The sequence below is a fragment of the Burkholderia sp. Bp9143 genome (genome assembly GCF_003853645.1).
Lineage (GTDB): Bacteria > Pseudomonadota > Gammaproteobacteria > Burkholderiales > Burkholderiaceae > Burkholderia.
In genome coordinates this window covers 20606-39216 of sequence record NZ_QTPO01000045.1, presented here as the reverse complement: position 1 = coordinate 39216, position 18611 = coordinate 20606, and the positions used below count along the sequence as shown (strand labels likewise).

Genomic DNA, 18611 nt, shown 5'->3' with positions numbered 1-18611 from the left:
ATATACGTTACGAAAAACCACACAGCTAGACCCAAGTTCGTTCGTTTCATCCGATCAATACGATCGACCGTCGGACCATTCACGCAACCCGATCCGGAACACTTGCTTAGGAGACCCACATGATGAAGAAGGCATGGATGCTGACCGCAATGCTGCTCGCGTCGATCGCGACGGCGCCCGTCCACGCATCCGAAAGCGACGTCTGCAAGAAGGTGACGCTCGGCGATGTCGGCTGGAGCGACATCGCGGCCACGACCGGCGTCGCGATGATGCTGCTCGACGGGCTCGGCTACGAAGCCAGCAAGACGATCGCGTCGCCGCCGATCGTGCTGGCCGGCGTGAAGAAGGCACAGATCGACGCATTCCTCGGCTACTGGGATCCGAGCATGACGCCGACGGTGAAACCGTTCGTCGACGCCGGCGCCGTGCACCTGTTGCCGCAGCCGAACCTGGTCGGCGCGCGCTACACGCTGGCCGTCCCGCAATACGCATCGGACAAGGGCCTGAAGAGCTTCGCCGACATCGCCAGATTCCGTGACCAGCTCGACGGCAAGATCTACGGGATCGGCGCCGGCAACAACGGCAACGCGCTGATCCAGCGGATGATCGACAAGAACGAGTTCGGGCTCGGCGGCTTCAAGCTCGTCGAATCGAGCGAGGCCGGGATGCTGGTCCAGGTGACGCGTGCCGTACAGGAACACCGGATGATCGTGTTCCTGGCGTGGGAGCCGCATCCGATGAACATCAACTACAAGATTTCCTATCTGGAAGGCGGCGACGGCGTGTTCGGTCCGAACTACGGGTCGGCAAAGGTCTACACGCTCGTCACGCCCGGCTACCTCGAACGCTGCCCGAACGTCGGCCGGCTGCTGACCAACCTGAAATTCACGACCGACGAAGAGAACCAGCTGATGGTGCCGATCATGAATCACGCGGATCCGGTCGCGGTCGCGAAGGAATGGGCTCGGAAAAACCCGGGCGCGCTCTCGAAGTGGCTCGACGGCGTCACGACGATCGACGGGAAGAACGCGAAGGACGCGATCGAGAAACTCATCGGCGCGTAAGCGCGCACGCTAGCAATACCAGGACTTTGACATGCACAAGAATCTCGCGCTGTTCGATCTCGATCACACGCTGCTGCCGCTCGACAGCGACCAGGCCTGGGGCCGCTTCATCACCCGGGTCGGCTCGCTGGAAGACGACACGCACGCGGCGCTGATCGACGAGCACTACGGCCACTACGCGGCCGGCACGCTCGACATGGACGCGTATCTCGCGGTGACGCTGGCGCCGCTCACCCGCTACCCGCGGGCACAACTCGAACGCTGGCACGCGCAGTTCATGGACGAGGTGATCCGGCCGGCCATCACGCAGCAAGCGCGCGCGCTGGTCGATCGTCATCGCGAGAACGGCGATCTTTGCTGCATCGTCACCGCGACCAACGTGTTCGTGACGGGGCCGATCGCCGCCGAGTTTGGTGTCGAGCATCTGCTCGGCATCGAGCTCGATACCGACGACGGCACGCCGGGCGGCAAGTTCACCGGCCGCAGCGTCGGCGTGCCGAGTTTTCGCGAAGGGAAAGTCGTGCGCACCAACGCATGGCTCGATTCGCTCGGCTATATGCCATCGGATTTCGAACGGACCTACTTCTACAGCGATTCGATCAACGACGTGCCGTTGCTGGACTACGTCACGCATCCGGTCGCGACCAATCCCGATGCCCGGCTGTCGCACGTCGCCGGTACGCGTGGATGGCCTGTCATGAAGTTGTTCTGATTCGGGCGATATTCTCCGCCGTTCATTTCATGTCAGGAGGGGCAATGAAATCAGGAACAGGCACGACGCATCGCAATCACTCAGGATTCCGACTCGATCCGGGTCAGGACAATCTCGCTCCGCCCGCCGGTACGGAAAGCCGCTTTCCGCACTGGCGCGGCGCTTTCATGATCGCACTCCTCTGCGCGCTGGCCGGTTGCGGCGATGGCGATTCCGGCACCGCCGGCAATCTCGCCGCGAACCGCGCATCGGCATCGGGCCCGGCTTCCACGCCGGTCCTGCACTGCGCCACTGCTTGCCACTGACGGGCACCTGCCCATGTCCGGCGTGACTGCCGCTGCAACGCGCGGCGCGTAAAGCGCGGCGGCGTCCGGCCAGTCCGGCCGGCCACTCATGACAGAGAGCGATCATGCAAAAAAAATCCACGACACGACGTCAGTTCCTGGCCGATGCGCTGAAGCTCGCGGGTGCCACGGCCGTCACCGGCATGCTGCCCGAAAGCATCCTGCGCGCGCAGTCGATTCCCGCCGCGACCGTCACCGGCACGCTTCAGGATGTGAAGCACGTCGTGATCCTGATGCAGGAAAACCGGTCGTTCGACCACTACCTCGGCACGCTGCGCAGCGCGCGCGGCTTCGGCGATCCGCGCCCGGTCGTGATCTCGAGCGGCTATCCGGTCTGGCGCCAGCCGTGGCTGCTGTCGTACGTGTTTCCGTTCAACCCGACGCCGCCGGCCGGCGTCGCGAACGGCGACACCTATTACGGCGACCTCGATCACAGCTGGAGCGGCACGCACAGCGCATGGAACAACGGCCGCTACGACAACTGGGCCGGCGCGAAGACCAGCGGCACGATGGTCTACTTCACGCAGAACGACATCCCGTTCTATTACGCGCTGGCGAGCGCCTTCACCGTGTGCGACAGCTACCACTGTTCGATGCTCGGGCCGACCGACCCGAACCGCCTGTATCTTTGGACCGGCTGCTGCGGCAACGTGCCCGGCTACGCGCCGTACACGACGAACACGATGACCGGCACCGGCTGGACCACGATGCCGGAACGGCTGAACGCGGCCGGCGTCACGTGGAAGTTCTATCAGGACAAGGGCAACGGGCTCGACGCCGGCCACGGCTACGGCGAGTACAACGGCTCCAGCAAGGATCTCTGGTGGAACGGCAACTACGGCGACAACGTCATCCTCAACTTCAAGCAATATCAGAACCTCGGCGCGAATGATCCGCTCGCGCCAGCGCTCAACGGCACGCAGATCGACCCGACGGGCGGCGGCACCGAATACGACACGCGCCTGTTCAGCCAGCTGCAGGCCGACGTCACGAACGACACGCTGCCGCAGGTAGCGTGGATCGCCGCGCCGTATGCGTACTGCGAACACCCGTCGTGGGCCGCGAGCGGTGGCGAATGGTATGTGAGCAACGTCCTCAACGTGCTGACGTCGAACCCGAAGGTCTGGGCCAGCACGGTGCTGCTCGTGATGTACGACGAGAACGACGGCCTGTTCGACCACGTGCCGCCGGCCGTGCCGTCCAGCACGTATGCGGGCACCGGCCAGTCGACGGTCTCGACCGCGGCCGAATTCGTCGGCGGCAGCGGCGCGGCATCCGACGGCTCGGCCAGCGGCGACGTGCCGATCGGCCTCGGCCCGCGCGTGCCGATGTTCGTGATCTCGCCCTGGTCGAAGGGCGGCAAGGTCAATTCTCAGGTGTTCGATCACACGTCGGTGATCCGCTTCCTGGAAGCGCGGTTCGGGTTGCAGGAAACGAACATCACGCCGTGGCGGCGCACCGTGTGCGGCGATCTCACGTCGGCGTTCGACTTCACGCATCCCGACCAGACGGTACCGGCGATCCCGAGCCCGGCCAGCAACATGGACCCGAACGGCTGGACGGTCATCATCCCGCCGGCCACCACCACCGCGGTGCCCGCGCAGGCGACCGGCCGCAACGCCGCATGCCGGCTGCCGTACGAGTTCTTCGTGCAGGGCAAGGTCAGCCGATCCGGCAAGACGCTCGCGCTGACGATGACCAACACCGGCACGGCCGGCGTGCATCTGCAGGCATGGGTCGACGGCACCGGCACGATCCCGCGGCAATACACGATCGGCGCCGGCGCAAATGCATGCACGACCCTCTCCGATTCACTCGCGTTGAATTCGGCCGGCGGCTACGACTATTCGGTCTACGGGCCGAACGGATTCCTGCAGACGTTTCGCGGCACCATCGGCGCGTCGGGGAACACGGGATCGCCGGCCGAAGTGAGCCTCTGTTACGACGTGCAGAACGGCAACGTGCAGATCACGCTCGACAACACCGCCGGGTCGAGCGCGACGACGTTCCAGCTCGTCGACAACGCGTACGGGATGAACACGCCGCAATCGGTCACCGTGCCGGCCGGTGCGACGCAGGCCGTCACGTGGTACGGCGACGCCGGCTGGTACGACGCGAGCATTCGCGACGCGAACGATCCGGACTTCCTGCGCCGCGTGGCCGGCTGCGTGCAGGCGCTGGCGGGCACGCTGCTGACCGATTCGGCGATCGGCAATACGAACGGGAAGTTCGTGCCCGCGCTGTCGTCGCAGGGGTCGTCGTACGGCACGCTGCGGTTCGACTACGTCGTGCCGCCGTGGCGCCACAGCCCGAAGAACTGGGTTGGTATCTACGCACGCGGCGCGCAGCCGACCAAGGGCGGCTACAAGTCGTGGGCGTACCTGCCGAAGAGCACGGGCTCGCTGCTGTTCTCGTCGACGGCGAACAGCGCGCTGGCGTCGGGCCAGTACGATGCGTGGTTCCTGTTCGACGACGGCTACACGCCGCTGGCAGGCCCGGTCGCGATCAGCATCTGACGAGGGTCTGGCGGCGCGCGTCCACGGCGCGCGTCGCCCGGCGCCCTGCTCGCGCCAGGTCTCAACCTCGGACGAGCACGTCTTCGTAAAACGCCGCGCCGAACGGCCGCGTCGCCCTCGTGCCTGCCCCATACGACGCCGAGATCGACGAAGAAGATGTCGTCGTCGGCGCGTTCCCGGTCGGCGACCGAGCGCTCCTTGAACGTGCGCGGCATGTTCTCACCGAAGCGAACGATGACCGGATGCCGGATGCGGTCCATCCCGAGCGCCTTGAGCACGCTCGACTCCAGCGCGGAAGCCTCCGATTCCCGCACGCCCGGCCGGATGCCGGCGGCGAACACGGCCGGGATCGGCGATCTCGCACCGCCAGCCCAAGCGCGGCAGCGTCCGCGCCGATATCCCGCATAATCGTGCGTTGAACGGCGCCGCGGGGGAAGGCATTGCGCGAGCGCAGCAATTCAAGAACAGGAACGGGCGCGATCCGGCTCGCCGCAAGGCGGCGGCGCTCGCCCGGGGGAAGACCAGGCAATCCCGCTGAAGACAGGACACCGACACATGGACCGAGCCGAGCACATCAGCATCGAACAGGCGGTCGATCTGCCCGCCGACGAACTGAACGGATGCGACTTTTCGTTCGAGATCGCGTGGGAGCTGAATGCGCCGTACCAGGATCTGCTCGACTTGCGCGCGCTGCCCGTGCGACGCAAGGACTACGGCTTCGACCCGGCCGGCTGGGCGCGCGAGGCATCCGGCGGCACCGCGCTGTTCCGCGCGAGCGCGGGCGGGCGCCTCGCTGGATTCGTCGCGATCACCGAAAGCTGGAACGGGATGGCCGAGATCGCGGAACTCGCGGTCGACCGCGCTTGCCGGCGGCAAGGGATCGGCCAGTTCCTGCTGGCCGCCGCGGAAGCATGGGCGCGCAGCCGCGGGTTCGGCTTCATGCGGCTGGAAACGCAGGCGAACAACGTCGCGGCCTGCTGCACGTACGCGCGGGCGGGCTTCGTCGTGGGCGGCCACGACCGCTTCCTGTACGCCGACGGCGCGAACGACGGGGAAGTCGCCCTCTTCTGGTACAAGGATCTGCGCGACGGGCAGACCGCGAAGAGCCGCACGGTCGATCCCGAATCGATGCGGCCGCTGCCCTGACGTGCGACAGCCTGCCGCCTCGACGCCGGTCGTGCTGCCGCTTTATTTCCGCGTCGCGACGATGAACAGGCGCGGGAACGGCAGCAGCACGGTGCCGTCCTCGAACACCGGATAACCGTTCGGACCGGCGAGCGCTTCGCGATAGCGCGCGACGAACGCGTCGCGCTCACTGTCGTTCAGCGCCGCGAGGAACGGCCGCAGCGCGCTGCCCTTGAACCATTCGACGACCGCATCGGCGCCGCCGCTCAACGGATGGTAGTAGGTCGTGCGCCATACATCGACCCGCGAACACGACGGCGACAGCAGCGCGTAGTAATACCGCGCGTCGAACCGCTCGGTGCGCGCCGCATTCTTCAGCGTGTCCGCCCACGGCCCGGCCGCGGCGACTTCGCGCATCAATCGGTGAGCCGGTTCGTCGAGGTTGTCGGGCATCTGCACCGCGAGATGGCCGCCCGGCGCGAGCCGGCCGACGAGTGACGGAAACAGCGTGTCGTGCGCGGGCACCCATTGCAGTACCGCGTTCGACAGGATCAGGTCATAGCCGCCCGGATCGTCCCACGTGGTGACATCCGCGAGATCGAAACGCAGCGCGGGCAGGCGCTTGCGCGCGGCCGCGATCATGTCCGGCGATGCGTCGATCCCGCGCACCGTCGCGTCCGGTGCGCGCGCGATCAGCGCCTCGGTCGAGTTGCCGGGCCCGCAGCCGATGTCGATCGCGGTATGGATCGGCGTATCGGGCACCGCGGCCAGCAAGTCGCGGACGGGACGCGTGCGTTCGTCTTCGAATCGCACGTACTGTCTGGCGTATTGATCGAGTGGGGTCGTCACGGTATGCCTCCTCGTTGGCGTGGACGGCGTCGGTGCGGCGATGTCACGCAGGCGCGCTCAAAGCGTCTTGACCATGAACACGCGGGCCGTCCCTTCAGGCTCGCACGGCACTTCGCCGAACGCCTCGTAGCCGTGCTTCCGGTAGAAATCCGGCGCCTGGAACGTAATCGTGTAGAGCACCGCGCGGGCACAGCCGCGCCGCTTCGCTTCCGCTTCGGCCTCGCGCAGCAGCCTGCTGCCAAAGCCGCCGCCGCGCAGCGATTCCGGCAGGTAAAAGAGGTCGATGAAGAAGAGACCCAGCGACGTCCGGCCGGTGAGACCGCCCAATACCTCACCGGTCGCGGGATCGGTCACGTAGACGTCGAGCGCCGCCGTGTCGCTGCGGCCCGTCATCGCGTGGTTGAATTCGCCGAGCTTGCGGCCGATGAAGTCGCGGGCGGCAGGCTGCTCGGTGTCGGTCAGCTGAAGGGAAACGGCGGGATGCGCGGTCATGGAATGGCGGCGTGCGTGAAGGAGCCGCCGGATGTGCAACGTCCTCGGCGGGCTTCGCACGACTATAGCGCGTCCGCCGGCTGCACGTCGCCATGCCGAGCCACGCCGATCATGAACCAATACAATCGGCGGGCGCATCACGCCCCCGCCGTTTCGTCATGCATGGACCCGCTCAGGCCGCCGCGAACGCCGCCTTCATGTCGGCGACTCGACGCTGCACGCGCGCGATCATCATCAGGGTTCATGACGATCGCGCCGATCGTCACCGCCGTGATGAACAGCGGGGCCGGTCAGTTGTACCCGAGAATCGCCACCGCAGCGACATCCGGCCGATCGATCGTGTTGCCAACGAGCGATGTCATCGGCTCCTGCAGCACGGCCTGATACGACGTCACGTGCGCCTCTTCCGGCGCGCCGGCTTGATTCCACACCGGTTCGTCGAATGCGTCGAGGCCAGTGAAAAACTCAGGTTGCGTTTGCGTAAAAGTCATCTCCACTCCTTTTGATATGTTGTCGATCTTCTAATTTGCCTGTTTCAACGCCGCCGCCTGCACGGGCGCACCGTCATGCGCGGCCTCCGACCGCGCGAGCTGCGCGCGCGTGCGCCGCGTGATGTGAATCACCGCGAACACGACCGGCGCGATCAGCAGGCCTTCCGCCAGTTCGGGATCGACCGGCAGGTTCATCACGTGCAGCGCCTTGAACGCCGCGGTCGCCAGCGACAGCACGTAGTACGAAATGGCCGCCACCGACAGCCCTTCGACCGCGTGCTGCAGATGCAGTTGATTGCGCGCGGTGCGCTCCATGCCCGCCAGCAGGCGCGTGACGTCCTTTTCCTGCGCGAGATTCACGCGCGTGCGCAGCAGGTCGACCGCTCGCGCGATCCGCGCGGCGATCTGCTCGTGGCGCGCCCACACGCTGCGGCAGGTTTCCATTGCCGGCGCGAAGCGCCGCTCCATGAATTCCGCGATCGTCGGCATCCCTTCGATGCGCTCCTCGCGCAGTTCCTGGATGCGCGCCAGCACGAGCTTTTCGTATGCACGCGACGCGCTGAAGCGGCCGCCGGACCCCGACAGCGCCTCGACCCGCACCGCGAGATGCGTGAGCTTCACGAGCAGGGCCGCGTCGTCGCCGTCGGCGCCGCTCGCGTCCATCCGCTGCATCAGCGCATGCAGCGCCGCGTGGATCTCGTCGAGTTCGCGGCTCATCCGCCGCGCGACCGGCAACGCGAGCAGCGCCATCATCCGGTACGTCTCGATTTCATAGAGGCGCTGCAGCAGGCGGCCGCCCTGCTCCTCGCGGAAATCCTCGTCGACGACGAGAAAGCGCATGAAGCCGTCGTCGCGCACGTGCCAGTCGCAGAACACCTTGCCGCCGCCGAGCACGCTGCTGCCGACGAGCGCGGGCCCGTCGATCCAGCGGCGCAGGTCGCCGCACACGAGCCGCGCGGCGTCCCCCGACAGCAACTCCATGCGCACCGCGACGAAGCGGATGCCCGCGAGCCGCGCGAACCACGCGGCCGGGATCCCTTCGATCGCGAGATCGTCGAAATAGCCGGTGTCGCGACGCGGCGCGACGAACGTGAAGGTCGAGAATTCGGTGTGGCGTTCCCACTTCAGGTGCCAGCCGCACGGCGACTGCACCGCGTAGTGGGTCGCGCCGTCCTGCGGCACGGCAATGCCGGTGTCGCGGCACAGCGCGTGCAGCAGCGTTTCGTGGATGTCGGGCTGGCCGTCCGCGTAAATCGCGTAGTGCGTGAGCGACACGGCTTCGGCGAGCCGCAGGAACGGCCGGGCGTGCAATTCCGCGGCCAGTGCGGCGCGCAACGGATGATCCATCATCGGTACACCACTCTTCCCTGTTCAACGCTGCGTGCCGGGCACGCCGGCGTGATGGCCGCACCGCATCGAACGATACGGCAGGCTCGATGCCACTATGGCAGACACACAGCGACAATAAAAACGCATAATGCTGATCGTTACGTTCAGTTTTCCTGATACCGATGAAGATGCTCGATCACGACGTGCTGGCCACCGTCGTCGCCGTCGCGGAAACCGGCAACATGACCCGCGCCGCCGAAGCGGTGAACCGCTCCCAATCGGCCGTGAGCATGCAGATCAAGAGCCTCGAGGACGCGATCGGGCGGCCGCTGTTCGTGCGCAAGCCGCGCAGCATCGTGCTGACGCGTGAAGGCGAGGTCTTGCTGGGATTCGCCAGACGAATGCTGGCGCTGCGCGACGAGGCGTGGGCGGCCGTGGTGCGGCCGGAAGTGACCGGCAAGGTGGTCATCGGCGTGCCGGACGACTATGCATCGTCGCTGCTGCCGTCGGTGCTGAAGAAGTTTTCGGCGACCTACCCGAAGGTCGAGATCCAGGTGATGGGGCTGCCGAGCAGCGCGCTCGCGCCGCTCTTGAAGGACGGCACCGTCGATCTCGTGTGCGGCACGCGCATCAAGGGACTGTCCGGCGACTTCATCCGCCACGAACCGATGGCGTGGGCCGCGATGACGAACGGGCCGCGCGTGTGGGAAGAACGGCCGCTGCCGATCGCCGTGTTCATGCCGGGCAGCGTCGCGCGCGAGAACGCGATCCGCAGCCTCGAACGCGCGAAGCTGCCGTTCCGCACTTCCTACGAAAGCCCGAGCCTGCTCGGGCTGCTCAGCATGGTCGAGGCCGGCCTCGCGGTCGCGCCGCTCGCGCGCTGCGCGATTCCCGCGCAACTGTCGATGCTCGGCCGCTCGCACGGGCTGCCCGATTTGCCGCCGCTCGAGCTGATCCTCGCGCGCAGCACGAAATCGAAACGCCCGCCGTGCGACTTCATGGCGGAGCAGTTGATGGAAGACCTGCAGCGGCAAACCGGCCAGACCGGCGACGCCTGAACCACGCTCGGGCGCGCGCCGCCTCCTTCATCACGAACCGCGCGGGCGCGGATGGCCGGCCGCGAGCAAGGCCGCGTTGACGATACCCGCCACCGTGTCGACGAGCGCTTCCAGCGTGCCGCCGTGCACGTGCCGACCGGTCGGCGGAATGCATTCCTTGCGCCGGCCGCCCCACTGCGATCCGGCCGTCACCGACAGCGTCGCGCCGAACCGGTTGCCGTGCAGCCGGCCGAAGATGCCGACGCGCTGCTCGCCCAGATACGCCTGCTCCGGAAGCAACAGCCGGATGTCGACCGCAACCTGATCGGGATCGCCGGCGCGCGCGTTCGCATCGACCGACGGCGCGAACGCCTTCGCGATCCGCAGCGTCACGTGCGAATCCCAGACGGCCAGCGGGCCGCCGGCCGCGTCGACGCGGTCGAGGTCGACCGACCACTGATGGCGATCCGGCAACCGGATCGCCTGGCGCAGCAGCACGTCTGCCGTGCGCACCGTCACCCGCAACTGCCGGGCAAGCTGAGTGCCCGACGGCAACGTCGCCACATGCACGCGGCCGTTCGCCGGACGTACGGTGGGCACTACTTCCGTGAGGTACATGGATTCTCCCTGTCGAGGGCCGGCGCCGCGTACGGCGCGGCGCACGAACGTCTGCCGCGGCCGGAGCAACGACGGCGAATCTGATACGCGATACGACGGACGGGCAATCAGCGCTCCCCGACCGGGCGACCCGGTGCGCGGACGTACAACCGGCGCGCAACGGGACCGATCACGGCATCGGCCTGCTGCGCGATCAGCATGTGCAGCGTGAAGTCGAGATCCTCCGGCGCGATGTCGAATTGCACGTGGATCACGTCGCGTACGGTGCGCGCGCTGACCACATACACGCCGAGCGGGGAATGCAGCAGCGCCGCGAGCCGGGCGAGCGCGAGCGCACCCGAGTCGGCCGACAGCGTGACGGGCAACCGCAGGCGCGGGCGCGGCGGCGGGAGCGGAATGACGTTGTTGCGTGCGCCGGCGCGCAACGGGCGGCCGGCGACATCGAAGACGGGAACGGGATGGATCAAGGTCATGGAGCGGACGGAAGCCGTCTCGGCTGTTCGACACATCGCCAGCTTGGACGAGATCGAATAAACGTCGTGCAAAAAAACGCCGCTGCGATGCAAAAAACGGCATGCGGAAGCGCACCCCTTCCGCCGCTCGCCACAGGCGCGAAACATGCATTCGGTTTTCCGGAAAGCCCCCGCGAATCAGCGCGGTCCGCATCGCGCGCCCTACGCGGCCAAGGGTTTGTCCGGTTGGTTCTGAAGGCCAGCCTGAACTAGGGTCTCGACATATGGAACGTGCATGCATCGCCACGAGAGCGACCATCCGGCGGCGGCGTTCGTCGCCTGCGTGGCCCGTTCAAACGGCGCACCCCATTTCTTGCCATGCGCCCCGCGGGAATTCCTCCTGGATGATGGGCGATTTCGCACTCGGAGACGCACCGTGAAGCGCATGCCATTCCGCTACGTCCGCGCCATCACCTATGCCAGCCTGCTGCTGTTTCAAGCCGAGGTACTGGCGCAGTCGCTGGACGCCCAGTCGACGCAGGAAAACATCTCCGCGCTGCGCCAGGAAGTCGACCACCACCTGAAAGAGCTCGATGCGCTCAAGCGCAGGCTCGCCGAAGAAGAAACGAATCTCACCCGCCTGAGCCGCGCGCTGGACACCCGCGAGCTCGCGAACAAGCGCGGCGCCGGCACCGGCGACACGGGCGGCACGGCGCAGCAGGCCGATACCGGCGGCGCAGCCGACGCCACCGGCGCGGCAGGCGGCACGGTCGGCAATGCGCAATCGGCCACCTCGGCCACCGCTGCCGCCCCGCCTCCGTCGCAACCGGTCGGCCAGGCCCCCGTGCCGGAAACCACGCCACCACCGGTTGCGCCGATCTTCGATCAACCCGGCGTGCTGACGCCGAAGCACAAGCTCGTGATCGAGCCGTCGTTCCAGTTCAGCTATTCGTCGTCCGACCGCGTCGCCCTTGTCGGCTACACGATCATCCCGGCCTTGCTGATCGGGCTGATCGACGTGCGGGAAGTCAAGACGACCGTGCTGACCGCCGCGGTCGCGGCGCGCTACGGGATCACCAACCGGGTGGAATTCGAAATCCGCGTTCCGTACGTGTACTCGACGACCGACACCGTCAGCCGCGAGATCTTCACCGGTTCCGCCCAGGACAACGCGTTCAACAGCCACGGCCACAACATCGGCGACGTCGAAATGACGCTGCGCTACCAGTTCAACACCGGCGGCCCCGACAAGTTCTATTACATCGGCTGGCTCCGCTTCAAGACCGCCACCGGCAAGAGCCCCTTCGACGTCGTCACCGACTGCGTCACGCGCTGCGTCGGCAATGCCACCGGCACCGGCCTGCCGCTCGAACAGCCTACCGGCTCCGGTTTCTACGCGATCCAGCCGGGCCTCACGTGGCTCTTTCCGTCCGACCCGGTCGTGTTCTTCGGCAACGTCAGCTACCTGCACAGTTTCGGCCGCGACAACCTGAGCCTGACGATCCGCAACGGACAGAAGGATTTCCTCGGCAGCGTGCAGCCCGGCGACATCTGGGGTTTCAACATCGGCATGGGCCTCGCGCTGAACGAGAAGGCGTCGGTGAGTCTCGGCTACGACCAGAGCATCGTGCTGCCGACGAAACAGAACGGCCAGACGGTGCCGAGTTCCGTGCGCGTGATCCTCGGCACGCTGCTCATCGGCTACTCGTACCGGCTGTCGCCGAAAACCACGCTGAACCTGTCGATCGGCGCAGGTCTCACGCGCGACACGCCGGACGTGGCGATGACGCTGCGCATGCCGATCGCATTCTGAGCATGCCGCTCGCCGGGCGTTGCGCTGGGGCCACGCGTGCTCACCGTCCCGGCAGCGCACCGGTCAGCGCGTTGCCGATCGTCGACATGACGTTCAGGTTCTTGAACGACGACAGCGTGTTGACGGTCGTGTTGATCGTCGTCAGCGTCTGGAGGTGCTGATTGTTCAGCGTGTTCTGGATCACGGCGCCGGTCAGCGCCGGCAGCGCGCCGGGCTGTGCGGCGTTGCCGGGGCCGACCTGAAGCAGCGCACCCGCGTTCGCGGCAGCCAGCGCCTGGGCCTGTTGCGCGGTGATCCGGCTGACGTCCGGGATGTTGAAGCTGGTCGACGCGACCAGGTTGCCGTTCACGAACGCAACACGCGACACGCCGAACGACACCTTCAGGCCATCCGGCATGTCGAAGCCGCCGCGCATCGCGTCGAGACGCGCGTCGCTGAGCGCGAGCGCACCGCCTGCCGGCCAGTCGCGCTCGTCCTGCGCGTCATCGGACGTCAGCGCCGGCGCATCGCCATTCGCCTGCGCCGCACACTCGCCGGTCGCGGCCGGCGGTCCGTCCTGCATCGCCACCGCGCCCGTGGAAGCCAGCGCGCCGCACGCCATCGCGGCTATGCCGGCCAACCTTACGTTTGCTGATCTCATGGCATTCCTCAGAAGTCGCTCGGGCCGTGCTTGGGCACCACGACGTAGAAAAGGCCGTCGCGGTTGATCCCGGTGTAGAGCGGCGCACTCGGCGCGACGCGCCAGTCGCGCGGGTCGTTGAACGCCGCGCGCTCCGGCTTGTTGTGGATCACGAAGATCACGTGGTCCTCCCATTTCCGCTCGAAACTCGCCTGCGACATCGGCCGTGTGCCGGTCGCCGGATCGCCGACCAGCACCCGCCCGTCGCGCAGCCCTTTCACGACGACGAAATGGTGATAGCCCTGCTCGGCAATCAGCACGATCGCCGGTGTGTGCGTCTTCGCGAGCGTCTGAAGCGGCAGTTCATAGCCGTCCGCGATGAAGCCGTGCGCTTCGAGAAAGCGCCGGATGTCGAGCAGCGAGAAACCCTGGTGGCGGATCTTGTCCTGATTGCCGTTCTCCCACATCTGCGCGAAGGCCGTCTGTTCGGTCATCGGATAGTCGTATTGATAGGTCAGCAGCGTCGCGACGGCGGCAGACCCGCAACTGAAGTCGTATTGCTGCTTCACGGTTCGCTTGAAACGCGCTTCCTTGAGACTCGTGACGTGCATCGCGTAGCCGGCCCCCGTCGGGTCGACCACGGTCATCTCGTCCGCCCGCGCCGCCGTGACGGACGACACGCACGCGAGCGCCGCCATCCACGCCGTCGCGGAGTGTTTCATCGCTCAGTTCCCGAAATGCACGTTGAGAACCGTGGCGTTCTGGATCAGCACGTTCGCGCCGGTATTCTGGATGACCGTCGGCAAGCCGCTCGAATTCGCGAACGACCCGTCGGCGATCGAATTCGAGCCTGTCGAAACCCGGTTCGCGACGTTGTCGGAAACGGTGCCGTTCAGGGTGTTCTGGCCGATTAGCGCATCGCCGCCCCGGTGTGCGTCGAGCTGGTCGGCGCTCATCGCGACTCCGAAGCCGGCATCACGCGCGGCCGCCGTGTCGCCGGCAGGCCGTGCATCGCCGGCCCCGGCCCCGATCGCGGACACAACCGCGGTCGGGCCGGCCAGCGCCGCAGGCAGGGAACCTGACGCAGCCGCACCGGCTGCATCGACGGCCGCGTCTCGCGGCGCGTCGGTCGCCGCCCGGGCGATCAGGCCCGACAGCAGCACAGGCAATATCACCATCGAAACTGCATTGCGGATTCGCATGGCTGTCTCCTTGGGCCCCGCGCGGGTCCGACCGGACCACACGCGCGGTGAGCGTCATCGGTGTGATCGCCGCGGGACACGCTTCGCCCCGCGGCGATTCGCACGACTCACCTGGACCGACCTGCCGTTTCAACGTCCGACAGTCAGGTTCGCCTGTACGGTCACGGCCTGCTGCACGAACGACGCCATGCCGCTGTTCTGGTTGGCGACCATGATGCCCGCCGCGGTCTGCCCGACGCTCGTCATCGTGTTGGACATGTTGAACGTCCCCGCGTCGACGACGTTGGCTCCGCCCGCACCGCCCGTGCCGCCGACCGCGCCGACGCCGGCGCCGCCGTTGCCGGTACCGCCTGCGCCGCCTGCACCGCCCATGGCGCCTGCGGCACCGACCGCGCCGTTGCCTGCGGTGGAGCTGCCGTTGCTAGCCATCGACGACGAACTGCCATTCGCCGCGCTGCCGCCCGTGCCCGCGCCACCCGCACCGCCGTTGCCGGCGCTGGCTGTCGCTGCACCGCCGCTGCCGCCCGCCGCGCCCGCCGCGCCGCCTGATCCCGACCCCGAACCGCCGGATGCCGTCGACGCGCCCGCCGTGCCGGCGCCGCCTGAACCGCTGCCCGAGCCGGTCCCGATGCCGGTGCCGGTGCCGCTACCGCTCGATGCGCTCGAGGTGCCGCCGTGGTGCGTCGAGGCGCTAGCCCAACCTGCCGATCCCGAGCCCGTGCCGGAGCCTTGGCCCGAGCCGCTGCCGCGGCCGCCTACACCGACCGACGCGGCAAGCGCGCCGCCGCCCGAACCGGTCCCGGAACCACCGCTCGCCGTGCCGTGGCCGCCGCTCCCGCCGCTGGCTGTCGTCGAGCCGCCGCCGCCGCCACCACCACCATTGCCGTTGCCGGCCGCCGCGCCGCCATTGGTGGCGTTACCGGCCGTCGCGCTGCCGTTGACCGAGCTGCCGCCGCTGCCGCCGGCCCCCCCGGCACCGCCGTTGCCGGCATTGCCGCCATTGCCGCCGTGGCCGCCAAAGCCGTAGCCATTGCCGCCCCTGCCGCCGCTCCCTCCGCTGGCGTTGCCGTTGTTGGTCGCCTGGTTGCCGATGCCATAGACCTGAACGTTGGTCACGTAGCCGTCGAGCTTGCTGAGCGCGACGACCTTGGTGGTGTTGTAGGAATCCTGATAGACGCTTGCACCGGGCGAGACTTCATTCGCGTTGGACCCGGTACCGCTGGTCTGCGACGAGTTGACCGTGTTGGTGAGAGTGTTCGATCCGTCGTCAGACCGCTGGCTACAAGTTGCACCCGAATCGCTACTGCATGGGTTGGCCATTGCGTAACCACTGCATCCTAGGGCGAGGAGTGCAGCGGACGCCAATAAAGTTTTGCGCATGAAATCCTCCTGAGTCAACGAGGGGCGGTTTGGCTGATTGCGCCAATCCGCGCCACCTGACGCATTGGCAATGCCAGGCCTGCAAGCGACCGACTGCAGAAGGGGGGATTGAATTTCCGGGCAATACGATCCGGCCCGGCAGGGTCCGGCGCACGCGATTCATGTTTCAGCCTTGAAACGTTCCGCTCGACACGACGCTGGGGTTTTCTCGAGTGGCGGGTGAAATCCCTTTTGCATTCAAGCACCTGCCCGACCTTTCGAAGGCCGGTCTGGCGAAGGCAAGATGTTTCACTTTTGAGACCGATAATCCCCGCACATCCCGGCACGCAGGCCAGCCGGCCCGGCCGGATATTCGATCGCGATCGCTGATGCCCGTCGCACAAGGACATCCGGTCGAATTATTTCCCTGAAGGAGGCAAAGGCTGCGTATACGGGCCGTTCATAAACGCATCAACCGTGATCACGCGACGTGCGCTTGCCGGATTTCCGTTCGTGTCGGCGTTCGCGAGCGCGGGTCGCTTCATATGAAAGGAGGATTCCAGCCGCCGTCGTGACGCCCGGTCCGCCTCGATCGAAACCACGCGCGCCCCGTCAACCGTGACAGGTCGACAGACGGCGATCCGTCGATACACTGTGTGCCGCCCCCCCTCCGAAGGAGCGTCACTTGAAGCATCGGCACGGCACGCAGTCCGCATTCGCCGCCAACCCGGCCACCTCCGCCGGCGCCGGCCCGCGCAACGCGCGGATCGACCTGCTGCGCGGCGTGTCGATCCTGCTCGTCCTGCTGCATCACTTCAACATCGCGTATCCGCTGCGCGACACCGCACTCGCACGCACGCTCGGCTGGGATACGGTCCATGCGATCGTGCGCAACGGCAACTACGGCGTGACGATGTTCTTCGCGATCTCGGGCTACCTGATCACGTCGAATGCGCGCCGCCGCTGGGGCAGCCTCGGTGCGGTCGACGTGCGCGCGTTCTACGTGTCGCGCGTCGCGCGCATCGTCCCGTGCCTGCTTCTGCTGCTCGCGCTCGTCAACGGCCTCGCGGCGGCCGGCGTGCCGATCTTCACGAACCATGCGCCGCAAGGCATCGCCGTGTCGTTCTGGCTCGTGAATCTCGCGTCGCTCACGTTCTGGATGAACGTGCTGATCGGCGCATACGGGTGGGTCAACTACGCGCTCGGCGTGCTGTGGTCGCTGTCGGTCGAAGAGGTGTTCTACCTGTCGTTTCCGCTGCTGTGCATCGCGCTGCGCCGCGACTCGCGGCTGTTCGCGTTCTGGCTGCTGATCGCCGCGATCGGTCCTGCGTACCGCTTCACGCATCCGGGCGACGAAGGCGGCTTCCTCTACGCTTACTTCGCATGCTTCGACGGGATCGCGATCGGCTGCTGCACCGCGTTGCTCGCCGAACGCGCGCGCTGGCAGGTGCTCGCGGCAGCGCCCGTGCAATGGCTCACGGCGGCGGCGATGACGGTGCTCTATCTCGCGTGGCCGATCGCGGAAAGCCATGTGATCGGCGTATCCGCGATGGCGCTCGGCACGGCCGTGCTGCTGATCGGCGCGCATGCCCGCGGCCAGCGAGCACGGGGCCATGCGCTCGCACCGCTGCGCTGGAGCGGCCGGCTCAGCTACGAGCTGTACCTGTTCCACCTGATCGCGCTCGGCGCGCTGCGCACGTTCTGGCCGCCGTCGGCCATGCACGGGGACGGGAAGCTGGGGCTGCTGATCGCGTATCTGGTGCTGTCGGCCGGCTTGAGCGCGGCCATCGCGCGCGGCTATGCGACGCCGCTCGACCGCTTCGTCAAGCGGGTGGCATCGCGGCCTGCGGCGCATGTGCCGGAGGGTGCGCGCTTCTAGCGCGTCATCGGCAATCCCGGTATGAGTTATGAAAGCATGCGGCAAGGCACCCCGTGCCCGGGCGCCCTGCGCGCGACGGCGTCAACCCGCGTATTCGACGGCGGCGCTACGCACCGTCACGATGCGCGCAGGCGGAATATTTGCCCAGACGATACGGCTGCCGCAGGCAACAAATGCCGAATCGCCCAACGGATGACGGCCGGGCGGGCGCAAGTCGTAGGTGAACTGAATCATCACGCCGTCGGCCGACAGCACGCGCTGGCACTGATCGACGATCGCCTCCACATCCTGGCGCGGCAACGTGCGCAGCGGCAGGCAGGACACGATCGCATCGACCGGCGCATCCGGCGGCAGCAGCCGCTCGAGCTGCCGCGCGTCGCCCGACACGATCGAAATGCCGGGAAAGCGGCGTCGCAGGTGCCGCACGAACGCCGGCGACCGCTCGACCACGACGAGGCGCCCTGGCGCGACGCCGCGTTCGAGCAACGCGGCCGTGATCGCACCGGTGCCGCCGCCGAGCTCGACGACGAGCCCGTTGCCGTCCGGCACCGCATCGGCCATCTCGCGCGCCAGATGCCGCGAACTCGGGCACAACGCGCCCACCGCGGCCGGGCGGCCGACCCACTCGCGCACGAACAGTGCCGAGACACGCAACGCGTTCGGCCAGATCATCGGCCGACCTTGCGCGGCTGCGCGTTCAGCTTCGACGT

Annotated in this window: 20 protein-coding genes and 1 pseudogene; 8 read left to right on the top strand and 13 right to left on the bottom strand. The window is 67.3% G+C overall.

The window, feature by feature from the left end; genetic code table 11:
- Positions 1-119: 119 nt before the first annotated feature.
- The 4 genes from DIE23_RS28830 to DIE23_RS28815 all read left to right on the top strand — a co-directional run bounded on the left by DIE23_RS28830 (position 120) and on the right by DIE23_RS28815 (position 4636).
- Complete coding sequence (locus DIE23_RS28830) at positions 120-1064, top strand: choline ABC transporter substrate-binding protein (protein ID WP_124615214.1); 945 nt, start codon at positions 120-122, stop codon at positions 1062-1064.
- Between the two features lie 31 nt (positions 1065-1095).
- Positions 1096-1776: an HAD family phosphatase gene (locus DIE23_RS28825; protein ID WP_124615213.1), complete on the top strand. Its 681-nt coding sequence runs from the start codon at positions 1096-1098 to the stop codon at positions 1774-1776.
- The gene (locus tag DIE23_RS28820) at positions 1752-2081 is read left to right on the top strand and encodes a hypothetical protein (RefSeq protein ID WP_260436190.1); all 330 of its coding nucleotides are present in this window, start codon (positions 1752-1754) and stop codon (positions 2079-2081) included. The genes DIE23_RS28825 and DIE23_RS28820 overlap by 25 nt, the downstream gene beginning before the upstream one ends.
- Positions 2082-2185: 104 nt before the next feature.
- Positions 2186-4636 carry a phosphocholine-specific phospholipase C gene (locus DIE23_RS28815; RefSeq protein WP_124615212.1) on the top strand — a complete coding sequence of 817 codons (2451 nt, stop codon included), beginning with the start codon at positions 2186-2188 and terminating at the stop codon, positions 4634-4636.
- Here DIE23_RS28815 and DIE23_RS40415 read toward each other — a convergent pair.
- Positions 4597-4977 carry a hypothetical protein gene (locus DIE23_RS40415; RefSeq protein ID WP_260436189.1) on the bottom strand — a complete coding sequence of 127 codons (381 nt, stop codon included), beginning with the start codon at positions 4975-4977 and terminating at the stop codon, positions 4597-4599. The two genes, DIE23_RS28815 and DIE23_RS40415, sit on opposite strands and share 40 nt — an antisense overlap.
- A 214-nt stretch (positions 4978-5191) precedes the next feature.
- Between DIE23_RS40415 and DIE23_RS28805 the strand changes: the two genes are divergently transcribed.
- Positions 5192-5782: a GNAT family N-acetyltransferase gene (locus DIE23_RS28805; RefSeq protein ID WP_124615211.1), complete on the top strand. Its 591-nt coding sequence runs from the start codon at positions 5192-5194 to the stop codon at positions 5780-5782.
- Positions 5783-5824: 42 nt separating this feature from the next.
- On the opposite strand, the gene tam is transcribed toward DIE23_RS28805, so the two are convergent.
- From tam to DIE23_RS28780, 5 genes and pseudogenes are all read right to left on the bottom strand, one after another.
- A complete protein-coding gene (gene tam / locus DIE23_RS28800; RefSeq protein ID WP_124615210.1) occupies positions 5825-6610 on the bottom strand; it encodes a trans-aconitate 2-methyltransferase in 786 nt (261 codons plus the stop codon).
- Positions 6611-6667: 57 nt separating this feature from the next.
- Positions 6668-7102, bottom strand: coding sequence for a GNAT family N-acetyltransferase (locus tag DIE23_RS28795; RefSeq protein WP_124615209.1), 435 nt, complete (start codon positions 7100-7102; stop codon positions 6668-6670).
- A gap of 172 nt (positions 7103-7274) precedes the next feature.
- Positions 7275-7389: pseudogene (locus DIE23_RS40410) on the bottom strand (putrescine ABC transporter permease PotI); the annotation flags it as partial.
- Between the two features lie 3 nt (positions 7390-7392).
- Entirely contained in the window at positions 7393-7593 is a 201-nt protein-coding gene (locus tag DIE23_RS28785) for a hypothetical protein (protein WP_124615208.1), read from the bottom strand.
- A 30-nt stretch (positions 7594-7623) separates the two neighbouring features.
- Entirely contained in the window at positions 7624-8943 is a 1320-nt protein-coding gene (locus tag DIE23_RS28780; protein WP_124615207.1) for a DUF3422 family protein, read from the bottom strand.
- A 161-nt stretch (positions 8944-9104) separates the two neighbouring features.
- On the opposite strand from DIE23_RS28780, the gene DIE23_RS28775 reads away from it, so the two are divergent.
- Positions 9105-9980 carry a LysR family transcriptional regulator gene (locus DIE23_RS28775; protein WP_124615206.1) on the top strand — a complete coding sequence of 292 codons (876 nt, stop codon included), beginning with the start codon at positions 9105-9107 and terminating at the stop codon, positions 9978-9980.
- A 30-nt stretch (positions 9981-10010) separates the two neighbouring features.
- Here DIE23_RS28775 and DIE23_RS28770 read toward each other — a convergent pair whose 3' ends face one another.
- On the bottom strand, positions 10011-10577 hold the full coding sequence (locus DIE23_RS28770; protein ID WP_124615205.1) for a hypothetical protein: 567 nt from the start codon (positions 10575-10577) through the stop codon (positions 10011-10013).
- Positions 10578-10684: 107 nt separating this feature from the next.
- Positions 10685-11050 (bottom strand): hypothetical protein, encoded by a 366-nt coding sequence (locus DIE23_RS28765; protein ID WP_124615251.1) that lies wholly within the window; start codon positions 11048-11050, stop codon positions 10685-10687.
- A 415-nt stretch (positions 11051-11465) separates the two neighbouring features.
- Here DIE23_RS28765 and DIE23_RS28760 point away from each other — a divergent pair, with 415 nt between their 5' ends.
- Positions 11466-12842, top strand: a complete 1377-nt coding sequence (locus DIE23_RS28760) for an acetate kinase (RefSeq protein ID WP_124615204.1) — start codon at positions 11466-11468, stop codon at positions 12840-12842.
- A 40-nt stretch (positions 12843-12882) separates the two neighbouring features.
- Here DIE23_RS28760 and DIE23_RS28755 read toward each other — a convergent pair whose 3' ends face one another.
- The 4 genes from DIE23_RS28755 to DIE23_RS28740 form a co-directional block, all read right to left on the bottom strand.
- Positions 12883-13482 carry a hypothetical protein gene (locus tag DIE23_RS28755; protein WP_124615203.1) on the bottom strand — a complete coding sequence of 200 codons (600 nt, stop codon included), beginning with the start codon at positions 13480-13482 and terminating at the stop codon, positions 12883-12885.
- A gap of 8 nt (positions 13483-13490) precedes the next feature.
- Positions 13491-14183, bottom strand: coding sequence for a C39 family peptidase (locus tag DIE23_RS28750; RefSeq protein WP_260436187.1), 693 nt, complete (start codon positions 14181-14183; stop codon positions 13491-13493).
- Positions 14184-14186: 3 nt separating this feature from the next.
- The gene (locus DIE23_RS28745; protein WP_260436195.1) at positions 14187-14639 is read right to left on the bottom strand and encodes a hypothetical protein; all 453 of its coding nucleotides are present in this window, start codon (positions 14637-14639) and stop codon (positions 14187-14189) included.
- 153 nt (positions 14640-14792) lie between these two features.
- Entirely contained in the window at positions 14793-16043 is a 1251-nt protein-coding gene (locus DIE23_RS28740; RefSeq protein WP_124615202.1) for a hypothetical protein, read from the bottom strand.
- Positions 16044-16788: 745 nt separating this feature from the next.
- Between DIE23_RS28740 and DIE23_RS28735 the strand changes: the two genes are divergently transcribed.
- The gene (locus DIE23_RS28735) at positions 16789-17901 is read left to right on the top strand and encodes an acyltransferase (protein ID WP_260436194.1); all 1113 of its coding nucleotides are present in this window, start codon (positions 16789-16791) and stop codon (positions 17899-17901) included.
- 81 nt (positions 17902-17982) lie between these two features.
- On the opposite strand, the gene DIE23_RS28730 is transcribed toward DIE23_RS28735, so the two are convergent.
- Entirely contained in the window at positions 17983-18573 is a 591-nt protein-coding gene (locus DIE23_RS28730) for a class I SAM-dependent methyltransferase (RefSeq protein ID WP_124615200.1), read from the bottom strand.
- Positions 18574-18611 lie beyond the last annotated feature (38 nt).

What these genes read in the sequence shown, in the direction of transcription:
- DIE23_RS28780 (WP_124615207.1), bottom strand. Translation starts at nt 8,943, where the DNA reads ATGATGGATCATCCGTTGCGCGCCGCACTGGCCGCGGAATTGCACGCC.
- DIE23_RS28775 (WP_124615206.1), top strand. Translation starts at nt 9,105, where the DNA reads ATGAAGATGCTCGATCACGACGTGCTGGCCACCGTCGTCGCCGTCGCG.
- DIE23_RS28770 (WP_124615205.1), bottom strand. Translation starts at nt 10,577, where the DNA reads ATGTACCTCACGGAAGTAGTGCCCACCGTACGTCCGGCGAACGGCCGC.
- DIE23_RS28785 (WP_124615208.1), bottom strand. Translation starts at nt 7,593, where the DNA reads ATGACTTTTACGCAAACGCAACCTGAGTTTTTCACTGGCCTCGACGCA.
- DIE23_RS28795 (WP_124615209.1), bottom strand. Translation starts at nt 7,102, where the DNA reads ATGACCGCGCATCCCGCCGTTTCCCTTCAGCTGACCGACACCGAGCAG.
- DIE23_RS28745 (WP_260436195.1), bottom strand. Translation starts at nt 14,639, where the DNA reads ATGGTGATATTGCCTGTGCTGCTGTCGGGCCTGATCGCCCGGGCGGCG.
- DIE23_RS28830 (WP_124615214.1), top strand. Translation starts at nt 120, where the DNA reads ATGATGAAGAAGGCATGGATGCTGACCGCAATGCTGCTCGCGTCGATC.
- DIE23_RS28730 (WP_124615200.1), bottom strand. Translation starts at nt 18,573, where the DNA reads ATGATCTGGCCGAACGCGTTGCGTGTCTCGGCACTGTTCGTGCGCGAG.
- DIE23_RS28740 (WP_124615202.1), bottom strand. Translation starts at nt 16,043, where the DNA reads ATGCGCAAAACTTTATTGGCGTCCGCTGCACTCCTCGCCCTAGGATGC.
- DIE23_RS28805 (WP_124615211.1), top strand. Translation starts at nt 5,192, where the DNA reads ATGGACCGAGCCGAGCACATCAGCATCGAACAGGCGGTCGATCTGCCC.
- DIE23_RS28750 (WP_260436187.1), bottom strand. Translation starts at nt 14,183, where the DNA reads ATGAAACACTCCGCGACGGCGTGGATGGCGGCGCTCGCGTGCGTGTCG.
- DIE23_RS28765 (WP_124615251.1), bottom strand. Translation starts at nt 11,050, where the DNA reads ATGACCTTGATCCATCCCGTTCCCGTCTTCGATGTCGCCGGCCGCCCG.
- DIE23_RS28825 (WP_124615213.1), top strand. Translation starts at nt 1,096, where the DNA reads ATGCACAAGAATCTCGCGCTGTTCGATCTCGATCACACGCTGCTGCCG.
- DIE23_RS28755 (WP_124615203.1), bottom strand. Translation starts at nt 13,482, where the DNA reads ATGAGATCAGCAAACGTAAGGTTGGCCGGCATAGCCGCGATGGCGTGC.
- DIE23_RS28815 (WP_124615212.1), top strand. Translation starts at nt 2,186, where the DNA reads ATGCAAAAAAAATCCACGACACGACGTCAGTTCCTGGCCGATGCGCTG.
- DIE23_RS28820 (WP_260436190.1), top strand. Translation starts at nt 1,752, where the DNA reads ATGGCCTGTCATGAAGTTGTTCTGATTCGGGCGATATTCTCCGCCGTT.